The following is a 17,018-nucleotide window of genomic DNA, read 5'->3' on the forward strand; positions in this document are numbered from 1 at the left end:
CCCCACAGGTGGACCGTCAGCCGACGTCGTATCTGCACGGGTGGTGGGGGTGGGAACACCCCGCGCCGCCAGGCGCGGGAAACCCCGGCGGCGGGGCAGCCGCCAACGCACCGGCAACCGGCCACCGCCCGGGCGCGGCGCCGCCAGGCGCGGGCACCCCCGCGGCGGGTCAGCCGCGGGCGCACCGGCAACCGGGCACCGCCCGGAGTGGCGCGGGCGGCGGGGCGGTCGCGGGCCCCACCGCGGGTGGGTGGGGGACACCGCGTCACGCAGCAGCTCGCCCGGGCGAGCACCCGGCACCTGCGGGATCCCCCGCGGAGGCGGACCGGCTCGCCGTCGTCAGGTGGGGTGACTGAGCCCGTTCCGTACCGGGCCCCGGGGCGCGTAGCCTCCCCCGGGAGAGGGGGGCTCATGGCGGGCACGGAGGGTGGGGCGCCGGGGTTCGGGGTGGCGTTACGGCGGTTGCGGGCGGCGCAGAAGTCCGCGAAGGGGGTGTCGCTGTATTCGCGGTACGTGAACCGGCCGGTGGGCAGGGTGCTGGCGGCGGGGGCGTACCGGGTGGGGATGACGCCCGATCAGGTCACGCTGGTGAGTGCGGCGTTCAGTGGTGGCGGCATCGTGGTGCTCGCCGTGGGGGTGCCGTCGTGGGGGCTGGCGGTGGGGGTGTACGCGGCGCTGGCGGTCGGGTTCGCCCTCGATTCGGCGGACGGGCAGCTGGCCCGGTTGCTGGGGAAGGGAGGGCCCGCGGGGGAGTGGCTGGACCACGTGGTGGACGCCGGGAAGATCACCGCGGTGCACGCGGCCGTGGCCGTCATGTTCTACCGGCATTTCGCCCTGCCGGGCGAGGGGTGGTTGTTGTTGCCGCTGGGCTTCCAGTTCGCGGCGGTGATGATCTTCTTCGGCGGTCTGCTCAAGGACAAGCTGACGCCCGGGGGCGCGGCGGGGCCGGCGGCGGCAGCGTCGCGGTGGCGCGCGGTCGCGCTGCTGCCGGTCGACTACGGGGTGTTCTGCGGGGTGTTCCTGCTGCTGGGGAGCCAGTGCGCGTTCCGGTGGGGGTATGCGGCGCTGTTCTGTGTGCACGCGCTGTTCCTCGCCGGTTTCCTGGGCAAGTGGTTCAGAGAGCTTCGGGCGGTGCGGTGACCGCCAGGACGTCGAGCGCGCGGCGTAACTGCGTGCTCGACGTGTGCACGGTGTACGGGAAGTACACGACCTCGACGCCGACGGCGGCGAAGTCCCGTTCGAGCGCGCGGCCCCTGTCGGTGCCGCGCCAGTCGTCGCCCTTGAAGATCACGTCGAAGCGGACCTGGCGCCATGTCTCGACCTTGTCGGGCACGGTCTCGACGAAGGCCGCGTCCACGAAGCGCACGCTGCGGACGATCTCCAGCCGCTCGACGAGGGGCACCACCGGGTCGCGGCCTTTGGCGAGCCGGGCCATCTCGTCGGAGACGACCCCGGCGACGAGGTAGTCGCACTGGCTGCGGGCGTGCCGCAGGATGTTGAGGTGCCCGACGTGGAAGAGGTCGTAGACCCCCGGTGCGTAGCCGACCCGATGTGTCATGACATGCCCCCCGGCGTCACGGAACAGGTGCAACACTCCCCGTTGGTACGGGGTTTCCGACGATAGCCGCGGCGCCGCGGGACCCGGCGGGGAATGGTGAAAGTGCGGGGCGGCGCAAGTCGCGGCGGGATGCCCGGTGAACGGTTAGTGTGGCGGAATCAGCGGGATCGGGGGGTTCCGGCAGCCGTGCGGGACCGGGGAAGGGGCACCGCGTGGGGCATTCCGCCGCCGAGGGGGTACGGCGCCTGCTGCTGGTCTCCACCAACTACGCGCCGGAGCACGCCGGGATCGGGCCCTACGCCACCCAGCTCGCCGAGCACTGGGCGGCGGGCGGCGCGGAGGTGCACGTGCTGGCGGGGATGCCGCACTACCCCGCGTGGCGGGTCGATCCGGAGTACGCCGGGGTGTGGCGCAGGCAGGAGGAGCGCGGCGGCGTGCGGGTGCACCGGCGGCGGCACACGGTGCCGGCGCGGCAGAGCGCTTTGCGCCGGGCGGTGTTCGAGGCCTCCGTGCTCGGGCACGGGCTGGCGGCGCCGCCGTCGATGGGGCGGCCCGATGCGGTGGTGGCCCAGCTGCCGAGTCTCGCGGGCGGGGTGCTGGGGGCGCGGCTGGCCCGGCGGTACGGGGTGCCGTACGTCCCGGTCGTGCAGGACCTGATGGGCGCGGCGGCGGCGCAGAGCGGGATCAGGGGCGGGCGGAGGGTGGCCTCGCTGGCCGGCGCCGCGGAGGCGTTCGCGCTGCGGCGGGCGGCGCTCGTGGGCGTCATCCACGAGAGCTTCGTGCCGAAGGTCGTGGCGCTGGGGGTGCCGGAGGGGCGGATCAGGGTGGTGCCCAACTGGTCGCACGTGCCCGCCCCTTCGCTGCCGCGCGCGCGGTCGCGGGAGCGGCTGGGCTGGCCGCCGGGGCGGACGGTGCTGCTGCACTGCGGCAACATGGGCCTCAAGCAGGGTCTTGAGGTGCTGGTCGAGGCCGCCCGGCTGGATCCGGCGCTGCTGGTCGTCCTCATGGGCGACGGCAGCCAGCGCGAGCGGTTACGGGAGCTGGCGGGCGCGCTGCCCAACCTGCTTTTCGAACCGCCCGCCGCGGAGGCGGACTTCCCCGACGTGCTGGCCGCCGCCGACGTGCTGGCCGTCACGCAGCGGGCCTCGGTGCTGGACATGAGCGTGCCGTCCAAACTGACCTCGTACTTCGCTGCGGGCCGCCCGGTCGTCGCCTCGGTCGCCGCGGGGGGCGGCACGGCCCGGGAGGTCGAGCGGTCCGGCGCCGGGGTCCTCGTGCCGCCGGAGGATCCGCGCGGCCTGCTGGACGCGGTGCGCGCGCTGGCCGATGATCCTGGCAGGGCCGACGCGCTGGGCGCGCAGGGCCCGGTGTACGTCCGCGAGCGCCTCAGCCGCGCCGCGGGCCTGGCCCGGATGGACGCGCTGCTCGCTGAGGCGCTGGACGGCGGAGGGGCGGAGGAGCCGGTGACCGGCGTGACGCACGGAGCGGCCCCGGTGGCCGGGGCGTACGGCCGGGGCGCGGACCGCGCCGCCGGCGGCCCGGCGGCGGGCGGGACGTACCGTCCCGGCAGCGGCGAGGCGGACGGCGAAGGGACGCGGGGGCAGTGACCGACGTGACGCGCACCGAGGCGCAGCCCGACGAAGGCGACCTGCTGCGCGACCAGTTCCGCCAGTTACTCCGCTACCGGACGCTGCTCGTCGCGGGCGTGCTCGCCGGGCTGCTGGGCGGCGCCTTCCTCGCCTACAGCGGCGCGGATTCGTACACCGCCACCAGCGAGGTGATGGTCCGGGCCGCGACCGAGGACCCCTTCGCGAGCGGCGCGACGGCCGACAAGAACATCAACATCGGCACCGAGCGGCAGACCGCCCTCAGCAGCACCGTCGCGGACGCCGCCGCGCGGACCGCGGGCGCCCCCGTCGCCGCGATGGCGCACTGCCTCCAGGTGACCAACCCGCCCAACACCCTCGTCCTGCGCTTCACGTGCACGACCACCTCCGCGCAGCGCGCAGCGGACTGGGTGAACGCCTTCACCAAGGCCTATCTCGACGACCGGCAGGCGCAGACGAAGGCCACCATCGCGCGCATGGTGGACAGTTACCAGGCGCAGCTCGACCCGATCGTCGTCCAGCGCAACGGCCTGCTGGACCAGATCGCGCAGGCCAAGAGCAGCCAGATCGCCGGCACCCTCGTCTCCGCGCAGACCAGCCTGCTCGGCCGGATCACCGAACTCAACGCCGACATCAGCGGGTTGCGCGCCCTCGACACCACGCCCGGCGTCGTCATCAAGCCGGGCGTCGCGCCGGGCGCGCCCTCCGGGCCCGGGCTGCCGACGATGCTCGGCCTGGGCGGCGCGGTCGGTGTCGCGCTGGGCCTGCTCGGCGCCTGGGTGCGGCTGGTCTTCGACCCGACCGTGCGCAGCGACGCCGAGGTCACGCGTGCGCTCGGCGCCCCCGTGCTCGGCACGCTGCCGCGGCGGCGGCGCCGGGACGCCGCCCGCGCGGCGGCCGAGGACGGCGCGCCCGGCCTGCTGGCCGGCGGCCGCGGCGACATGCGGCTCGCCGAGGAGTACCGGGCGGTGGCCTTCCGGCTCACCCACGACAGGCGCTTCGCCGACCGCCGCAGGCTGCTCGTCGTCGCCCCGCGCGGCAGCGGCGACACCCCGGCCGCGGTGGCCGCCAACCTCTCCGCGTCCTTCGCGGAGATGGGCATGGAGGTGCTGCTCGTCGAGGCCGATCTGCGCGCGCCCTCCCTCGCGGCGCGGCTGCGCACGGTCGACGGTGTCCGGCCCGGCTGGGCCCGGACGCCCGCACCGGGCGAGGGTGGCTGGCCCGCGGGGCTCCAGGTGCCCATCGACGCCGGGGAGTCGGGCTCCTTCGACCTCGTGCCCGGCCGCCGGGTGCGCAACGTCGCCCGCGCGCTGACCTCCTCGCCCGCCGGGCGGCTCTTCGCCGAGGCGGACGAGCCCGGTTCGGCGGTCGTCGTCCTCGCGCCGCCCGTGCTCACGTACGCCGACGCCGTCGCGCTCGCCGGGCGTGTGGAGGGCGTCGTCGTGGTGTGCGACCCGCGCGCGGTGCACCGGGCGGACCTGGAGCGCGTCCACGAGCTGATCGACGCGGCCGGCGCGCACGTCCTCGGTGTCGTCCTGCACTCCGCCGAGCCCGGCACCCGCCGCCGCCTGAGCCTGCGCCGCACGCCCCGCGCCGACGTGCCCGCCGCCCGCCGCGACCCCGACCGCCCGGGGACGGCCCCCACCGCGGAGCGCCACCCGGTCCCTTGAGCGGCCCCGACCCGCGGCTCACCCCCGCGCCCCCCGGGGCCGTCCCCCAGCCTGCGCCGCACGCCGGCGCGTCCGGACCGGACGGCGGCCGCGGCCCCGCCGCGCCGCGGGACGCGTACGGCGACCCGTACGGGACGGACGTCCCGCCGCCGGGCGGGGAGCCCGCAGGCCCGTACGAACCGCCTCCCGGCGACCTGTACGGCGACCCCTACGGCCTCCCCGCCCCCGCACCCCAGGACGCCCCCGGCGGCCCCCCGGCGGCCGCCGCCCCGGGCCCCGGGGCCAGGGCCGCGATCGCCGCCTCCGTCGCCGACCAGGGTGTCGCCGCGTTCACCAACATCGTGGTGCTCGTCGTCGCCGCCCGGCTGTCGAGTGCCGCGGGCTTCGCGGTCTTCTCGATGGTCTACATGGTCTTCACCGTCCTGCTGGGCGTCGGCGTCAGCTACGTCGGCCAGGCGCTGGTGCTGGAGCGCGGCACCGACCGGGTGCGGGCCGCGTGCCGCTCCGCGGCGGCCTTCACGGCGCTCGCCTCGACCGTGACCGGCCTCGTCATGGCCGCGGTCTTCGGCCTCGTGGGGCACGGCGGTACGGCCCGGGGGCTGGCCGTGCTCGGGCTCGTACTGCCCGTCGTGCTGACACAGGACGGGCTGCGCTACTGCTTCTCCGCGCTGCGGCTGCCGCACTTCGCCCTGGCGGGGGACACCGTGCGGCTGCTCGCCGCCGTCCCCGCGCTCGCCGTGCAGCCGGACGGTGCCGGGCCCGAACGGCTCGTCGCCGTCTGGGGGCTGTCGGCGCTGCCGGCGCTGCTGGTGGCCTGGGCGCTGCTGCGGCCGCGGGTGCGGGGCGCGGCCCTGGACGTCGGGCGGTACCTGCGGCGCGGGCACCTCGGGCGGCGCTTCGTCGTCGAGTTCGGTGTCGGCAACGCCACCAGCCAGCTCGCCGTCGTCGGGCTGGGGCTGTTCGCGGCGCCGCTCGCGGTGGGGGCGCTGCGCGGGGCGACGACGCTCTTCGGGCCGATGAACGTGCTGTTCAACTCCGCGACCGCCTTCGGCCCGCCGCTGCTGAACCGGGTGCGCGGCGCGGCGGCCAAGGTGCGTGTGACCGCCGTGCTGGCGTGCGCGCTCGCCGCCGTGGCGGGGCTGTGGACGCTCGTGCTGACGGTGCTGCCCGCCCGCGCCGGGCACCAGCTCCTCGGCGCGACGTGGGAGCCGGCGTCGGCGCTGCTGGCAGCCTCCGGCAGTCAGTACGCGGCCATCGCCCTCGGCACGAGCGCGCTGCTCACCCTGCGGGTGCTCCAGCCGAAGGCGACGCTGCCGATCCAGGTGGTCTTCTCGCTCGCCTCCGTCGCCTGCATGCTCGCCGGTTACCGGCTCGACGGGGTGTACGGGGCGGCGTGGGGGCTGTGCGTGGGCTCGGTGCTCAAGGCGGCGGCCCTGTGGCGGCGGATCGCGGTGCTGCGCCGCGGCCCGGGTCCCGCGCGGGACGACGCGGACGGGGCGGGGGACGCGGGGGACGGTGTCCTCACCGCAGGATCCTCCGGCGGTCCTGGCTGAAGGTCGTCACCAGCGCCAGGCACAGCGCGCCGATCGCGATCCGGCCCGCCGCCTGGAGCAGCGGCCCGCGCAGCAGGATGAAGGAGTAGCCGCACACCAGCGGGATCACGACGGCCGCGACCGTGCCGGGCCTGCCGTCCTCCTGGGTGCGCTGCGCGTAGCGGCGGTCGGCGCGCGCGGCCGCGTAGCCGATCGCGAGGAAGCCCGCGGTCATGCCCACCGGGCCGAAGTCCAGCCACAGTTCGGCCCACAGCGGGGAGGACAGGTTGGTGTTGGTCATGCCCATCCACTGCCCGACGCGCACCCCGGAGTCGACCGGCTTGCCGTGCCACACCGAGCGCGGCACGAAGAAGAAGACGTCGGCGGCGAGCTGGCGGCCGTCGGTGTGCCCGGCGCCGGAGTGCACGTAGGTCAGGGTGTTGGCGAACATCCCGACCTGGTCGTAGTCCTTGACCGTGAGCGGCTCCAGCACCGACGTGGACTCGACCGGGTGGTAGCCGCCGGAGTCGTAGCGGAAGCGGTCGAGGAAGGGGAAGAGCAGCAGCGCGGCGACCACGCCGGTGACCAGGGCCGTCCGGTACATCACCGGGCTGCGCGGGAAGGCGGTGAACAGCAGCGCGAAGGCGACTGTCAGGAACCAGTAACGCGGGTTGGAGAAAGGGTTGTTGACGATCGCGTTGAGCACCACCAGGCCGGCCGTCGCGGTGATCGCGGGCAGGCTGCGGCGGGCCGCGCGCGAGGTGATGAGCCACCGGGTGAGGAAGAGCAGCGCGAGCAGCGCGGGCACGGTGCCGAAGCCGCGGACGAAGGCCGAACCGACGTGGCTCTGCCCGCCGTCGCCCCCGAGGCCGCCCGCCTGCACGGACTCGCTGATCGCCTGCCTGCTGTCGAAGAAGACGGCGGGGCCGCCGAGTCTGACGATCGAGTACACCCCGCCGGCGTACGCGACCGCGACCAGCACCCACAGCCGCCGCCGGGACACCTGGGCGACCGCCCGCCGCCCGGCCGCCCGCGCCGCCGGGCGGTGCCGCGCCAGCAGCGCCCCGACGTCGAAGGCGGCGCAGCCTGCGATGACCAGCGCGAGCGCGGCCGTGGTGTCCCCGCGCGGCCCGACGACCGGCGTCGGGACCTGCCCGACGACCTCCTGCGTGAGCGGCGCGACGCCCATCGCGACGTACACGAACAGCCAGAAAGCCCCCTGCACGAGCCGCCTTCGCCGTGCCAGCACCATCGCGGCGAGCCGCCCGCCCGCGTACACGGTGAGCGTCAGCTGCAGCCAGTACGCCCCGTCCCGCGGCCCGCCGGCGCCCGGCTGCGCGGTGACGTACCCCGGCAGGAAGCCGGCGAGCGCGACGACCAGCGGCACCGCGAGCGCCCGCGACAGCGCGGCCCGCGGCACGGACGCCGACGGCGGGATCCCGTGCCCCGCCCGCGCGTCCACGGCCATCCGCCCACCCCCTGGGGCGAGTTTACGGCCCGGAGCCCCTCCGTCGCGGGCCGTTGCGGAGGGCGGCGGGCCGGGTGGGCGCCAATCCGCCCATAACGGGGCGGTACGCGCCGGGCCGCGGGTAGGCTGCCGTCATCGCCGGGAGGGGCGCCGGGCGTGCCCGGCGGAGGGGGGACGGGGACGTGCGGGTCTTACACGTGGTGACACTGCACACGCCGACGAACGACTTCGGCGGGCCCACCCGCGTCGCCCTCAACCTCAGCAGGGGCCTGCGCGGCAAGGGGGTCGACGCGCGGATCGCGACGCTGGGGGACGGGTTCACCGGCCCGCTGCCCGGAGAGGTGGAGGGCGTGCCCTCGTTCGTGCGGCAGGCCCGGCACGTGCTGCCCGCGTTCGAGGTCAGCGGGATCACCTCGGGGGCGCTGCTCGCGCGGGCGCGCCGGATGGTGAAGGGCGCCGACGTCGTCCACGTGCACCTCATGCGGGACCTGCTCACGCTGCCCTTCGCGCTCGTCGCGCTGGAGACGGGCACCCCGCTGGTGGTGCAGACGCACGGCATGATCGACCCCACGGACAAGCTGTTCGCGAAGGCGGTGGACGCGCTCGGCACGAAGCGGGTGCTGCGCCGCGCGGACGCGATCCTGCACCTGACGGACACCGAGCGCGACGGCGTCCAGGCGGTGGTGCCGTCGACCCCGCTGCGGACCTTCCGGCGGCTGGTCAACGGCGTCGTGCCGCAGGAGATGCGCCCGCCGCGCGGCGACCGGCCGCCCACGGTGCTCTACTGCGCGCGCGTGCAGGAGCGTAAACGGCCCGAGGACTTCGTCCGCGCCATGCCCTACGTGCTCGCCCGGCACCCGGACGCCCGCTTCGTGCTGGCCGGGCCGGACACCGGCCGGCTCACCGCGCCCCTGCGGGCGCTGGCGGACGGGCTGGGCGTGGGGCACGCGCTGGAGTGCCCGGGGCCGCTCGGGCACGACGCGGTGCTTGCGGCGCTGCGGGCGGCGGACGTGTACGTACTGCCCTCCGTCGTCGAGCCGTTCGCCGTGTCGGTGCTGGAGGCGATGTCGGTGGGGCTGCCGGTCGTGGTCGCCCGCACCGGCGGGCTGTCGCCGGACGTGGCGGCCGCGGGTGCGGGCCGGGTCACCGACAGCCGGCCGGACGCCGACAACGGCGAGCCGGTCGGCCGGGCGGTGCTGGAACTGCTGGAGCCCGAGGCCAACGAGCGGGCGTCGCAGGCCGCGTGGCGGCTGGTCCACGACCGCTTCTCCCTCGACGCGGTCGTGGACACCCTGCTCGGCGTCTACGGCGACGTCACGTCCGGTCGCCCGGCTGCCGCCCGGCGGCGCGCAGTTCACGCGCCTTGAGGCCGATCTGCCAGCGGTAGAAGCTCATGGCGAGCGCGTAGTCCAGGCCCGCCCGGCCGTCCAGGAAACCCCGCCGGCAGACGTAGGCGTAGCCGAAGGACACCAGCGGTTTCAGCGGCACCCTGTGGAAGAGCTGCCCCTGCCGCGTCTTGACCCGGCGGATGCGCTCCTTGACCTCCGGGTGGAGTTCGAGCCACGCCTCCCAGTCCGAGTAGCGGTTGTGCCGCTCGAACCAGGTGCGGACGGGGTCCAGGTCCTCGTGCTCGATGGGGGAGCGCAGCCGGGCCGCCGACTGCGCGACGGGCTGGTAGTGGCCCTCCTGCTCGCCCATACCGGGCGCGCCGAGGTCGCCGACCTCGGGGAAGCGGCAGCGGGTGCGGTCCATGAGGGCGCGCTTGACGATGGTGTGGCCGTGCCGCAGCCGCCGCCCGGCGAACCAGTAGCCGAGCGGGATGTCGAAGGCGGCCACGGACGGCGGGCCCGCGGCGAACACCGACCGCAGCTCACCGAGGAGTTCGGGGCTCGGTGTCTCGTCGCCGTCCAGGAAGAGCACCCACGGGATGTCCGGGCGCACATGGTCCAGGCACCACTGCTTCTTCTTCGGGTAGCGCCCGTCCCACGTGTAGAGCACGGTCTCGGCACCGAGCCCGGCGGCGATCGCGCACGTGCCGTCGGTGCTGTGCGAGTCGACGACCACGACGGCCCGCACGTGGCCGACGACCGAGGAGACCGTACGGGCGATGTTCTCCGCCTCGTTCTTCGTCGGTATGACGACGACGAGCGGCAGCGTGTCCAGTGCGTCCAACGGTGACGTCAGCTCCCTGCGGTGGCCAGCCAGGCGTAGCACCCGCTGGAGGTGATGCCGCGCGCGGCGGCCGGGACGGTGAGAGCGGCGGGGCGGTCGGCTCCGGTGCCGCGGCCCGAGGCGAGCACGGCGCCGTTCGCCCCGGTGGCCCGCCACGTGCAGGACGCCGAGGGGTGCGGCGCCCGGTAGCCGCCGGGCACGACGACCGCGCCGGGGACGGCCTTCGGGCCGACCGTGAAGGTGCCGTCGCCGAAGCCGCGGCGGGCCGCGTCGAGGACGCCGCGCTGCTCCGGGCACAGGCCCGTGACGGCCGCGGTGGCGCCGTCCAGCGAGATGTCGCCGGAGAGGATCGCGCTCGCGGAAGCGTCCTCGTCGATCGCCGACGTGCGCGTCAGCCGCTCGCAGATCTCCTGGCCGCCCTCCAGCACCGCGACCGGGTCCGTGCCGCGCGGCACCCGCCCGGACAGGTACTTCCTCTGCTGCGCCGTGAAGCTGCCGCCGCCCGGCGGCGTGAGCTGGGCGTCGGGCACCTTCGGCGGGCCGGCGGACGGGTCCGGCCGCGTGGTGCCGGAGGCGCCCGGCGGGGTCGCGGTGCCGCCCGGGGACGTACGGGCGGTGCCCGCGGTGTCGGGCCCGGCGGGCCTCGCGCCGTCCTTCGTGCCGTCCGGCCCGGCCCCGCCCGAGCCGCAGCCGCCGAGCAGCAGCGCTGCCGCCGCCGCCAGGGCGGCGGCGGCGGCAGCGCGGTGGCCGTGGCCGCGGGTCACCCGGCGGTCCCGAGGGCGTAGTGCCGGGCGATCTGCGCGGGCGTGAGCACCGCCGGGTAGACGGCGGTCTCGTCGATGGAGCCCGCGAAGTAGGAGCTGGCCGGCGCGGAGGGCCAGCCGCCGAGGCTGTCGTAGCCGACGTGCCAGTAGCCGGGGTAGTCCTGGCTGGTGGTGACGGAGGGGTCGGCGGCCCGCAGCACGCCGTCGACGTACAGCTTCATCCCGTCCGCGCCCTGCGTGGCCACCATGTGGTGCCAGGCGCCGTCGTTGTAGGCCGCCGGGGTGGTGACGGTGCGGGTCGTGCCGGTGTAGGCGCCGAAGATCAGCGTGCCGTTGTCGGTCATGTAGACATGCTTGTCGTAATTGCCGCTCGGGTGGGTGGAATTGGAGCCGAAGCCCATGATCTTCCCGCCGCTGGTGGTCGTCGTCCGGAACCACGTCTCGATGCTGTACTGCGCCGGGGTCGGGTGCAGCCGGTCGCTGTAGGTCCACTGCGAGGAGCCGTTGAAGGTGTAGGCCCTGGAGCCCGGCACCGCGCCCGGCGTCACGCCGTGCACCGGGCCGCCGACGCTGATGCCGCTGTCGTCGCCGTCCGAGGAGTCGGCGTTGTAGGAGCCGGAGGCGGCGTCGTCACGCCAGTACAGGGTGGCCCCGTCGGCGAGGACCTGCGAGGGGTACGCCTCCGCCGTGGCGGGCACGGTGGCCGATGCGTTGGGGGACAGGGCGCTGGTGTTGACGCCGTCGCTCGCCGAGACCCGGTAGGTGTACTTCACGCCCGGGGTGACGTCGGTGTCGGTGTACGTGAGCTGCGGGCGCACCCACGGCAGCGAGGAGCCGGTCACGGTGTAGACGGGCGTGGCGGCGCCGTTGCGGTAGACGCGGTAGGTGAGCAGCCCGTCGTCGTTGTCGGTGCTGGACTGCCAGCTGACCTTCACCGCGCCGGGCGCGATGCTCGTCACGGACGTCTGCGGCAGCGTCGGGGCGCCGGTGTCGGGGCCGCTCGCGAAGCGCGTGAGGCCCTGCTGCGCCACGCCGTTGACGGTCGTGAACTCACCGCCCACCCACAGGTAGTCGGTGCCCCCGGCCGGGGCGAGCGCCATGACCCGCGGGCCGATCTTCTCGCCGATGCCGTCGTTGGTGTCGGGGAACCACGACAGCAGGTGCGGGTCGTCCACGGATTCGGCGAGCAGGTGCTTGCGCACCGAGTCGGGGTACTCGCCCATGCTGGAGCAGTCGTGTGCGTGGCTGCCGCTGTAGAGGACGGTCCGGTGGACGGCCAGCGACTGCGTGGCGCCCAGGCAGTTGTCCCGCCAGACCTGCGAGAAGTCGGTGAGGCTGAAGCGGATCCGGCCGTCGAACACCCCGCCGCCGGTGCCCTCGTTGGCGGTGTAGAAGCTGTTGCTCGCGGCGTCCATCACGATGTCCTTGGTCACCGAGGTCGCGTCGATGAAGCCGGTCGGATACGCCTTCACCAGTGCCCCGGTCGCGGTGTCGACGACGGCCAGCGAGTGCGAGTTCACCCCGTCCACGGTGTTGAAGTCGCCGCCCAGGACGGCGTCCTGGCCGTCCGGGGTGAGGGCGAGCGCGCGGGCGGGGTTGTCGGCGTCGGGGGCCCAGGGCAGCAGCGCGCCCGCCGTGCTGACGGCCGCGTAGCGGCCGCGGTGCTGGCCGCCCACCGAGGTGACGTCGCCGCCGAAGTAGACGGTGTCGGCCGTGGCCTGGATGGTGCGTACGGTGCCCGCGACGGCCGGGTGGAAGGTGCTGCCGACCTCGCAGGTGGTGAGGTCGATCGCGGCGAGGCTGCTCACGCCGACCCCGTTGACCTGCCCGAAGAAGCCGCCCGCGTAGAGGGTGCGGCCGTCCGGCGACACCGCGAGGGCGCGCACGGTGGCGTTGCCGGAGCCGACGGTGAAGTTCAGCCGGCAGCCCGTGGGCAGTCCGGTCGCGGCGTCGAAGGCGGCGAAGTTCGCCACCGCCGTCTCGCCGGTGCCCGCCGCCGCGCCGGACGGGCGGATCGCGGAGAAGGTGCCCGCGGTGTAGACGATGCCGTTCGCCTGGGCCATGGCCCACACGACGCCGTTGGTCTGGTAGGTGGCGAGGCTGTCCGCCGTGAGCGCGACGGGCGCCTGGAGCGCGGCCGCGGGCGGTGCCCCCGGGATCGCCCCCAGCGCCGCCGCCGCCAGCGCCAGCACGCCGGTCAGTGCCGACCGTTTACGCATGTGTCCCCCGGTCCCCTGAAGGTGCGGCGGCCGCGGCCGGCCGTCGCGGTCCTGGGCAGAGTAGGGCGCTCCGCCCTCCCCGTTCCTGCTTTTTGCCGAAACCGGCGGACGTAACGAGACGATGTCCGACATCGGCGCATGTGTCGCCCCCGGGCGGCCGTACGGCCTACGCCCGTTGCGGTGCGCCGCCGAGCCGCTCACCGGTCGATCCGTACCGTCGCGCCCGCGAGCTGGTCGGCCACCTGGCGGATGTCCGCCTCGACCATGATCTCGGCGAGCTCCGCGACACCCACCCGCGGCTGCCAGCCCAGCAGCTCGCGGGCCTTGCTCGCGTCGCCGATCAGCGCGTCGACCTCGCTGGGGCGTTCGTACTTCGGGTCGTAGCGCACGTACCGCGACCAGTCGAGGCCGGCGTGCGCGAACGCCGTCTCCACGAACTGCCGCACGGACGCGGCCTCACCGGTCGCCACCACGTAGTCGTCGGGCTCGTCGCGCTGCAGCATCCGCCACATCGCCTCGACGTACTCCGGGGCGTAGCCCCAGTCGCGCACCGCGTCCAGGTTGCCGAGGTACAGCCGGTCCTGGAGCCCCGCCTTGATCCGGGCGACCGCCCGGGTGATCTTGCGGGTCACGAAGGTCTCCCCGCGGCGCGGCGACTCGTGGTTGAAGAGGATCCCGTTGACCGCGTACATCCCGTACGCCTCGCGGTAGTTGACCGTCGACCAGTAGCCGAAGACCTTCGCGCAGCCGTACGGGCTGCGCGGGTGGAAGGGTGTGCGCTCGTTCTGCGGCGGGGGAGCGGCGCCGAACATCTCCGACGACGAGGCCTGGTAGACCCGCGCCCCGCTGCCGCTGGCGCGCACCGCCTCCAGCAGCCGCAGCGCCGACAGGCCCGTCACGTCGCCGGTGTACAGCGGGGCGTCGAAGGACACCCGCACGTGCGACTGCGCACCCAGGTTGTAGATCTCGTCCGGCCGCACCTCCCGCAGCAGGTTGACGAGCGCCACCCCGTCGGTGAGGTCCGCGTGGTGCAGCACGAACGTGCGGCGCGGGACCTGCGGGTCCTGGTAGATGTGGTCGATGCGCTCGGTGTTGAACGTCGACGAGCGGCGCACGATGCCGTGCACCGTGTAGCCCTTGGCGAGCAGCAGTTCGGCCAGGTAGGAGCCGTCCTGCCCGGTCACGCCGGTGATGAGCGCGGTCTTGCCCACGCGGTCCCCCAGTGGTGGTCGTGGTCGGCCGGAAAAGCGCGGTCTCCCGCGCGGCATACGGAAACGGCACCCGGAAGGGTGAAGTGCGCTGTCACACTGCGGTTCATGACGGCACGGGCGGACAAAGCGGCGGATACGGCGGCGGGTTCGGCGGTCCGGGCCGCCCCGGCGGGAGCGCGGTCACTGCTCCCGGTCCGGGCCAGGGTCTTCGTCGCGGGCCACCGCGGCCTCGTCGGCTCGGCGGTCGCCCGCCGGCTGGCCGCCGAGGGCCACGAGGTCCTGGCCCGCGACCGATCCGCACTGGACCTGCGGGACGCCGCCGCCACCGCCGCGTGGCTGCGCGCGGTCCGCCCCGACGCGGTCGTGCTGGCCGCCGCCCGGGTCGGGGGGATCATGGCCAACGCGACCTACCCCGTGCAGTTCCTCGAGGACAACCTGCGCATCCAGCTCAGCGTCGTCGCGGGCGCGCACGCCGCCGGAGTGCCGCGGCTGCTCTTCCTCGGCTCCTCCTGCATCTACCCGCGGCTGGCCCCGCAGCCCATCCGCGAGGACGCGCTGCTCACCGGCCCGCTGGAGCCCACCAACGAGGCCTACGCCCTCGCGAAGATCGCCGGCATCGTCCAGATCCAGTCCTACCGGCGGCAGTACGGCGCCGCCTACATCTCCGCGATGCCCACCAACCTCTACGGGCCCGGCGACAACTTCGACCTGGAGACCTCGCACGTCCTGCCCGCGCTGATCCGCCGCTTCCACGAGGCCGCCCGCGACGGCGCCCCCGAGGTGACGCTGTGGGGCAGCGGCACCCCGCGCCGCGAGTTCCTGCACGTCGACGACCTCGCCGCCGCCTGCACCCTGCTGCTGCGCACGTACGACGCCGACGAGCCGGTCAACGTCGGCTGCGGCAGCGACCTCGCCGTACGCGAACTCGCCGAGACCGTACGGGATGTGGTCGGCTACCGCGGGCGGATCGGCTGGGACACCGCGAGACCGGACGGCACACCGCGCAAACTCCTCGACGTCTCCCGGCTGTTCGCCCTCGGCTGGCGCCCGCGGATCGGGCTGCGCGAGGGGATCGCGGCCGTCTACGAGCAGTGGCGCGCGGGGGCGGAGGCGGCCCGGGCCCCCGGTCCCGGGCCGGACCCGGGGGCCGGTGAGGTGGCGGCGGCCCACTAGTACGCCCCGCGCCCGTCGACCACGGCCCGCAGCGTGCGGGTCATGACCTCCAGATCGCCCGCCAGCGACCAGTTGTCCACGTACCGCAGGTCCAGCGCGAGCGTCTCGTCCCACGACAGGTCCGAGCGCCCGCTGACCTGCCACAGCCCGGTGATGCCCGGCTTGACCGCGAGCCGCCGCAGCGCGATCTCGTCGTAGCGGTCCACCTCCTCGGGCAGCGGCGGGCGCGGCCCGACGAGCGACATCTCCCCACGCAGCACGTTGAGCAGCTGCGGCAGCTCGTCCAGCGAGGAGCGCCGCAGGAAGCGGCCCACGGGCGTGACCCGCGGGTCGCGGCGCATCTTGAACATCGGGCCGTCGTGCTCGTTGGCGCCACTGCGCTCCAGCTCCGCCCGGCGGTCCTCGGCGTCGACCACCATCGTGCGGAACTTCCACATCAGGAACGGCGTCCGGTGCCGTCCGCAGCGCACCTGCCGGTGGAAGGCCGGGCCGCGCGACGTGACCTTGACCAGCGCCGCCAGCGCGCAGAACAGCGGTGCCAGGACCAGCAGCCCGAGCGCGGCCCCGGCGCGGTCCAGCGCCGACTTCAGCCGCAGCTGCACCCCGTCCCGCACCGGCGGCGCGATGTGCAGCAGCACCAGGCCCGCCGGGTCGTCCAGCCGCACCCGGCGCACCTGCACGTCCACCAGCCCCGGCGCCAGCGCCACCGGCAGCCCCGCGTCGTGCAGGCACCACGACAGGCGGCGTAATCGCTCCGCCGGCATCCGCGGCCCCGGCGCCACCAGCACCAGCTGCGCGCGCGTCTCGCGGGCCGCCCGCAGCACCGCCCGCGCGTCCTGCTCCGGCCCGCCCGCCTCCGGCAGGCCGAGCCGCCCCGCGACCGGCGCGCCGCACGCCAGCCGCCTGCCGCCCACCGGCAGCACGCCCACGACGGCGTACGGGTGCCCCGTCCGGGCCCCCAGATGCGCCACCGCGTGATCCACGGCGCCCGGCTCGCCCACCACCAGCACCGGGCGCACCGCGTGCGCCCTGCGCCGCGCGGCGCGCAGCCGGTGGTACGTCAGCCGGCGGCACAGCGCCGTGAGCACCGGCGTCCACACGAGGCCGGAGAACGCCGCCGACGGCCCGGCCGCGGCGCCGGACACCGCCCGCAGCACCGTCAGCACCCCGAGCAGCAGCAGCCAGTCCGCGACCGTCTGCGCCCCGCCCCGGGTCTCGCCGAACGTGTCCGGGGCGTATCGCCGCCGGGACGCCCGCACCGCGGGCCACGCCAGCGCCGCCGCGAGACCCCACGCGAGGGCGTGCGGCGCCCCGGAGGCGTGCAGGGCCAGCGCCGCGGGCACGCCGGCGCCGGCCGCGTCCACGGCCAGGTTCGCCGTGCACCACGCGGCCTTGCCGCCGCCGTGCCGTGCCGCCGCCGCTGCCGCCGTACGTCCGGCCGCAGCAGCGCGCGCGGCAGCGCCACCGGGCCGCCGTGCGTACGGCGGCACCGGCGGGGCCAACGCACCGGGGAGCGCGGGCCGCGCTCCCCAGGTGGGCGGAGTGTCCTTCCGCCCCGTTCCTCGCTCACGTGCAACGGGCTCGGATATGGCCGACTGTGACTCGACACGCCGCATGTACCCCCCAGGCACCTCGCGACTCGAC

Annotated in this window: 13 protein-coding genes; 6 read left to right on the forward strand and 7 right to left on the reverse strand. The window is 75.4% G+C overall.

Annotation, left to right across the window (positions count from 1 at the left end; all coding sequences use genetic code 11):
- Positions 1 to 411: 411 nt before the first annotated feature.
- On the forward strand, positions 412 to 1,140 hold the full coding sequence (locus tag ACH4SE_RS22805) for a CDP-alcohol phosphatidyltransferase family protein (protein ID WP_398545271.1): 729 nt from the start codon (positions 412 to 414) through the stop codon (positions 1,138 to 1,140).
- Here ACH4SE_RS22805 and ACH4SE_RS22810 read toward each other — a convergent pair.
- The gene (locus tag ACH4SE_RS22810) at positions 1,115 to 1,558 is read right to left on the reverse strand and encodes an adenylyltransferase/cytidyltransferase family protein (RefSeq protein ID WP_398545272.1); all 444 of its coding nucleotides are present in this window, start codon (positions 1,556 to 1,558) and stop codon (positions 1,115 to 1,117) included. The two genes, ACH4SE_RS22805 and ACH4SE_RS22810, sit on opposite strands and share 26 nt — an antisense overlap.
- Positions 1,559 to 1,809: 251 nt before the next feature.
- On the opposite strand from ACH4SE_RS22810, the gene ACH4SE_RS22815 reads away from it, so the two are divergent.
- The 3 genes from ACH4SE_RS22815 to ACH4SE_RS22825 all read left to right on the forward strand — a co-directional run bounded on the left by ACH4SE_RS22815 (position 1,810) and on the right by ACH4SE_RS22825 (position 6,388).
- Positions 1,810 to 3,165: a glycosyltransferase gene (locus ACH4SE_RS22815; RefSeq protein WP_398545542.1), complete on the forward strand. Its 1,356-nt coding sequence runs from the start codon at positions 1,810 to 1,812 to the stop codon at positions 3,163 to 3,165.
- Positions 3,162 to 4,835, forward strand: a complete 1,674-nt coding sequence (locus ACH4SE_RS22820; protein WP_398545273.1) for a lipopolysaccharide biosynthesis protein — start codon at positions 3,162 to 3,164, stop codon at positions 4,833 to 4,835. Before ACH4SE_RS22815 ends, ACH4SE_RS22820 begins: the two co-directional genes overlap by 4 nt.
- Before the next feature lie 293 nt (positions 4,836 to 5,128).
- Positions 5,129 to 6,388, forward strand: coding sequence for a hypothetical protein (locus tag ACH4SE_RS22825; RefSeq protein WP_398545543.1), 1,260 nt, complete (start codon positions 5,129 to 5,131; stop codon positions 6,386 to 6,388).
- Here the strand turns inward: ACH4SE_RS22825 and ACH4SE_RS22830 are convergent.
- Positions 6,357 to 7,835 carry a hypothetical protein gene (locus tag ACH4SE_RS22830; RefSeq protein ID WP_398545274.1) on the reverse strand — a complete coding sequence of 493 codons (1,479 nt, stop codon included), beginning with the start codon at positions 7,833 to 7,835 and terminating at the stop codon, positions 6,357 to 6,359. The two genes, ACH4SE_RS22825 and ACH4SE_RS22830, sit on opposite strands and share 32 nt — an antisense overlap.
- Before the next feature lie 182 nt (positions 7,836 to 8,017).
- Here ACH4SE_RS22830 and ACH4SE_RS22835 point away from each other — a divergent pair, with 182 nt between their 5' ends.
- Positions 8,018 to 9,202, forward strand: a complete 1,185-nt coding sequence (locus tag ACH4SE_RS22835; protein ID WP_398545275.1) for a glycosyltransferase — start codon at positions 8,018 to 8,020, stop codon at positions 9,200 to 9,202.
- On the opposite strand, the gene ACH4SE_RS22840 is transcribed toward ACH4SE_RS22835, so the two are convergent.
- The 4 genes from ACH4SE_RS22840 to gmd all read right to left on the reverse strand — a co-directional run bounded on the left by ACH4SE_RS22840 (position 9,150) and on the right by gmd (position 14,201).
- On the reverse strand, positions 9,150 to 9,998 hold the full coding sequence (locus ACH4SE_RS22840; RefSeq protein ID WP_398545544.1) for a glycosyltransferase family 2 protein: 849 nt from the start codon (positions 9,996 to 9,998) through the stop codon (positions 9,150 to 9,152). The genes ACH4SE_RS22835 and ACH4SE_RS22840 overlap by 53 nt on opposite strands.
- Before the next feature lie 17 nt (positions 9,999 to 10,015).
- Complete coding sequence (locus ACH4SE_RS22845; protein ID WP_398545276.1) at positions 10,016 to 10,771, reverse strand: hypothetical protein; 756 nt, start codon at positions 10,769 to 10,771, stop codon at positions 10,016 to 10,018.
- Complete coding sequence (locus tag ACH4SE_RS22850; RefSeq protein WP_398545277.1) at positions 10,768 to 12,990, reverse strand: LamG-like jellyroll fold domain-containing protein; 2,223 nt, start codon at positions 12,988 to 12,990, stop codon at positions 10,768 to 10,770. The genes ACH4SE_RS22845 and ACH4SE_RS22850 overlap by 4 nt, the downstream gene beginning before the upstream one ends.
- Positions 12,991 to 13,187: 197 nt before the next feature.
- Complete coding sequence (gene gmd / locus ACH4SE_RS22855) at positions 13,188 to 14,201, reverse strand: GDP-mannose 4,6-dehydratase (RefSeq protein ID WP_398545278.1); 1,014 nt, start codon at positions 14,199 to 14,201, stop codon at positions 13,188 to 13,190.
- 105 nt (positions 14,202 to 14,306) lie between these two features.
- Here gmd and ACH4SE_RS22860 point away from each other — a divergent pair, with 105 nt between their 5' ends.
- Positions 14,307 to 15,374: a GDP-L-fucose synthase family protein gene (locus ACH4SE_RS22860; RefSeq protein WP_398545279.1), complete on the forward strand. Its 1,068-nt coding sequence runs from the start codon at positions 14,307 to 14,309 to the stop codon at positions 15,372 to 15,374.
- Here ACH4SE_RS22860 and ACH4SE_RS22865 read toward each other — a convergent pair.
- Positions 15,371 to 16,864: a sugar transferase gene (locus tag ACH4SE_RS22865; RefSeq protein ID WP_398545280.1), complete on the reverse strand. Its 1,494-nt coding sequence runs from the start codon at positions 16,862 to 16,864 to the stop codon at positions 15,371 to 15,373. The genes ACH4SE_RS22860 and ACH4SE_RS22865 overlap by 4 nt on opposite strands.
- Positions 16,865 to 17,018 lie beyond the last annotated feature (154 nt).

Origin of the sequence: Streptomyces sp. NPDC020983 (assembly GCF_044333485.1) — a bacterium.
Taxonomy (GTDB): Bacteria; Actinomycetota; Actinomycetes; order Streptomycetales; family Streptomycetaceae; genus Actinacidiphila.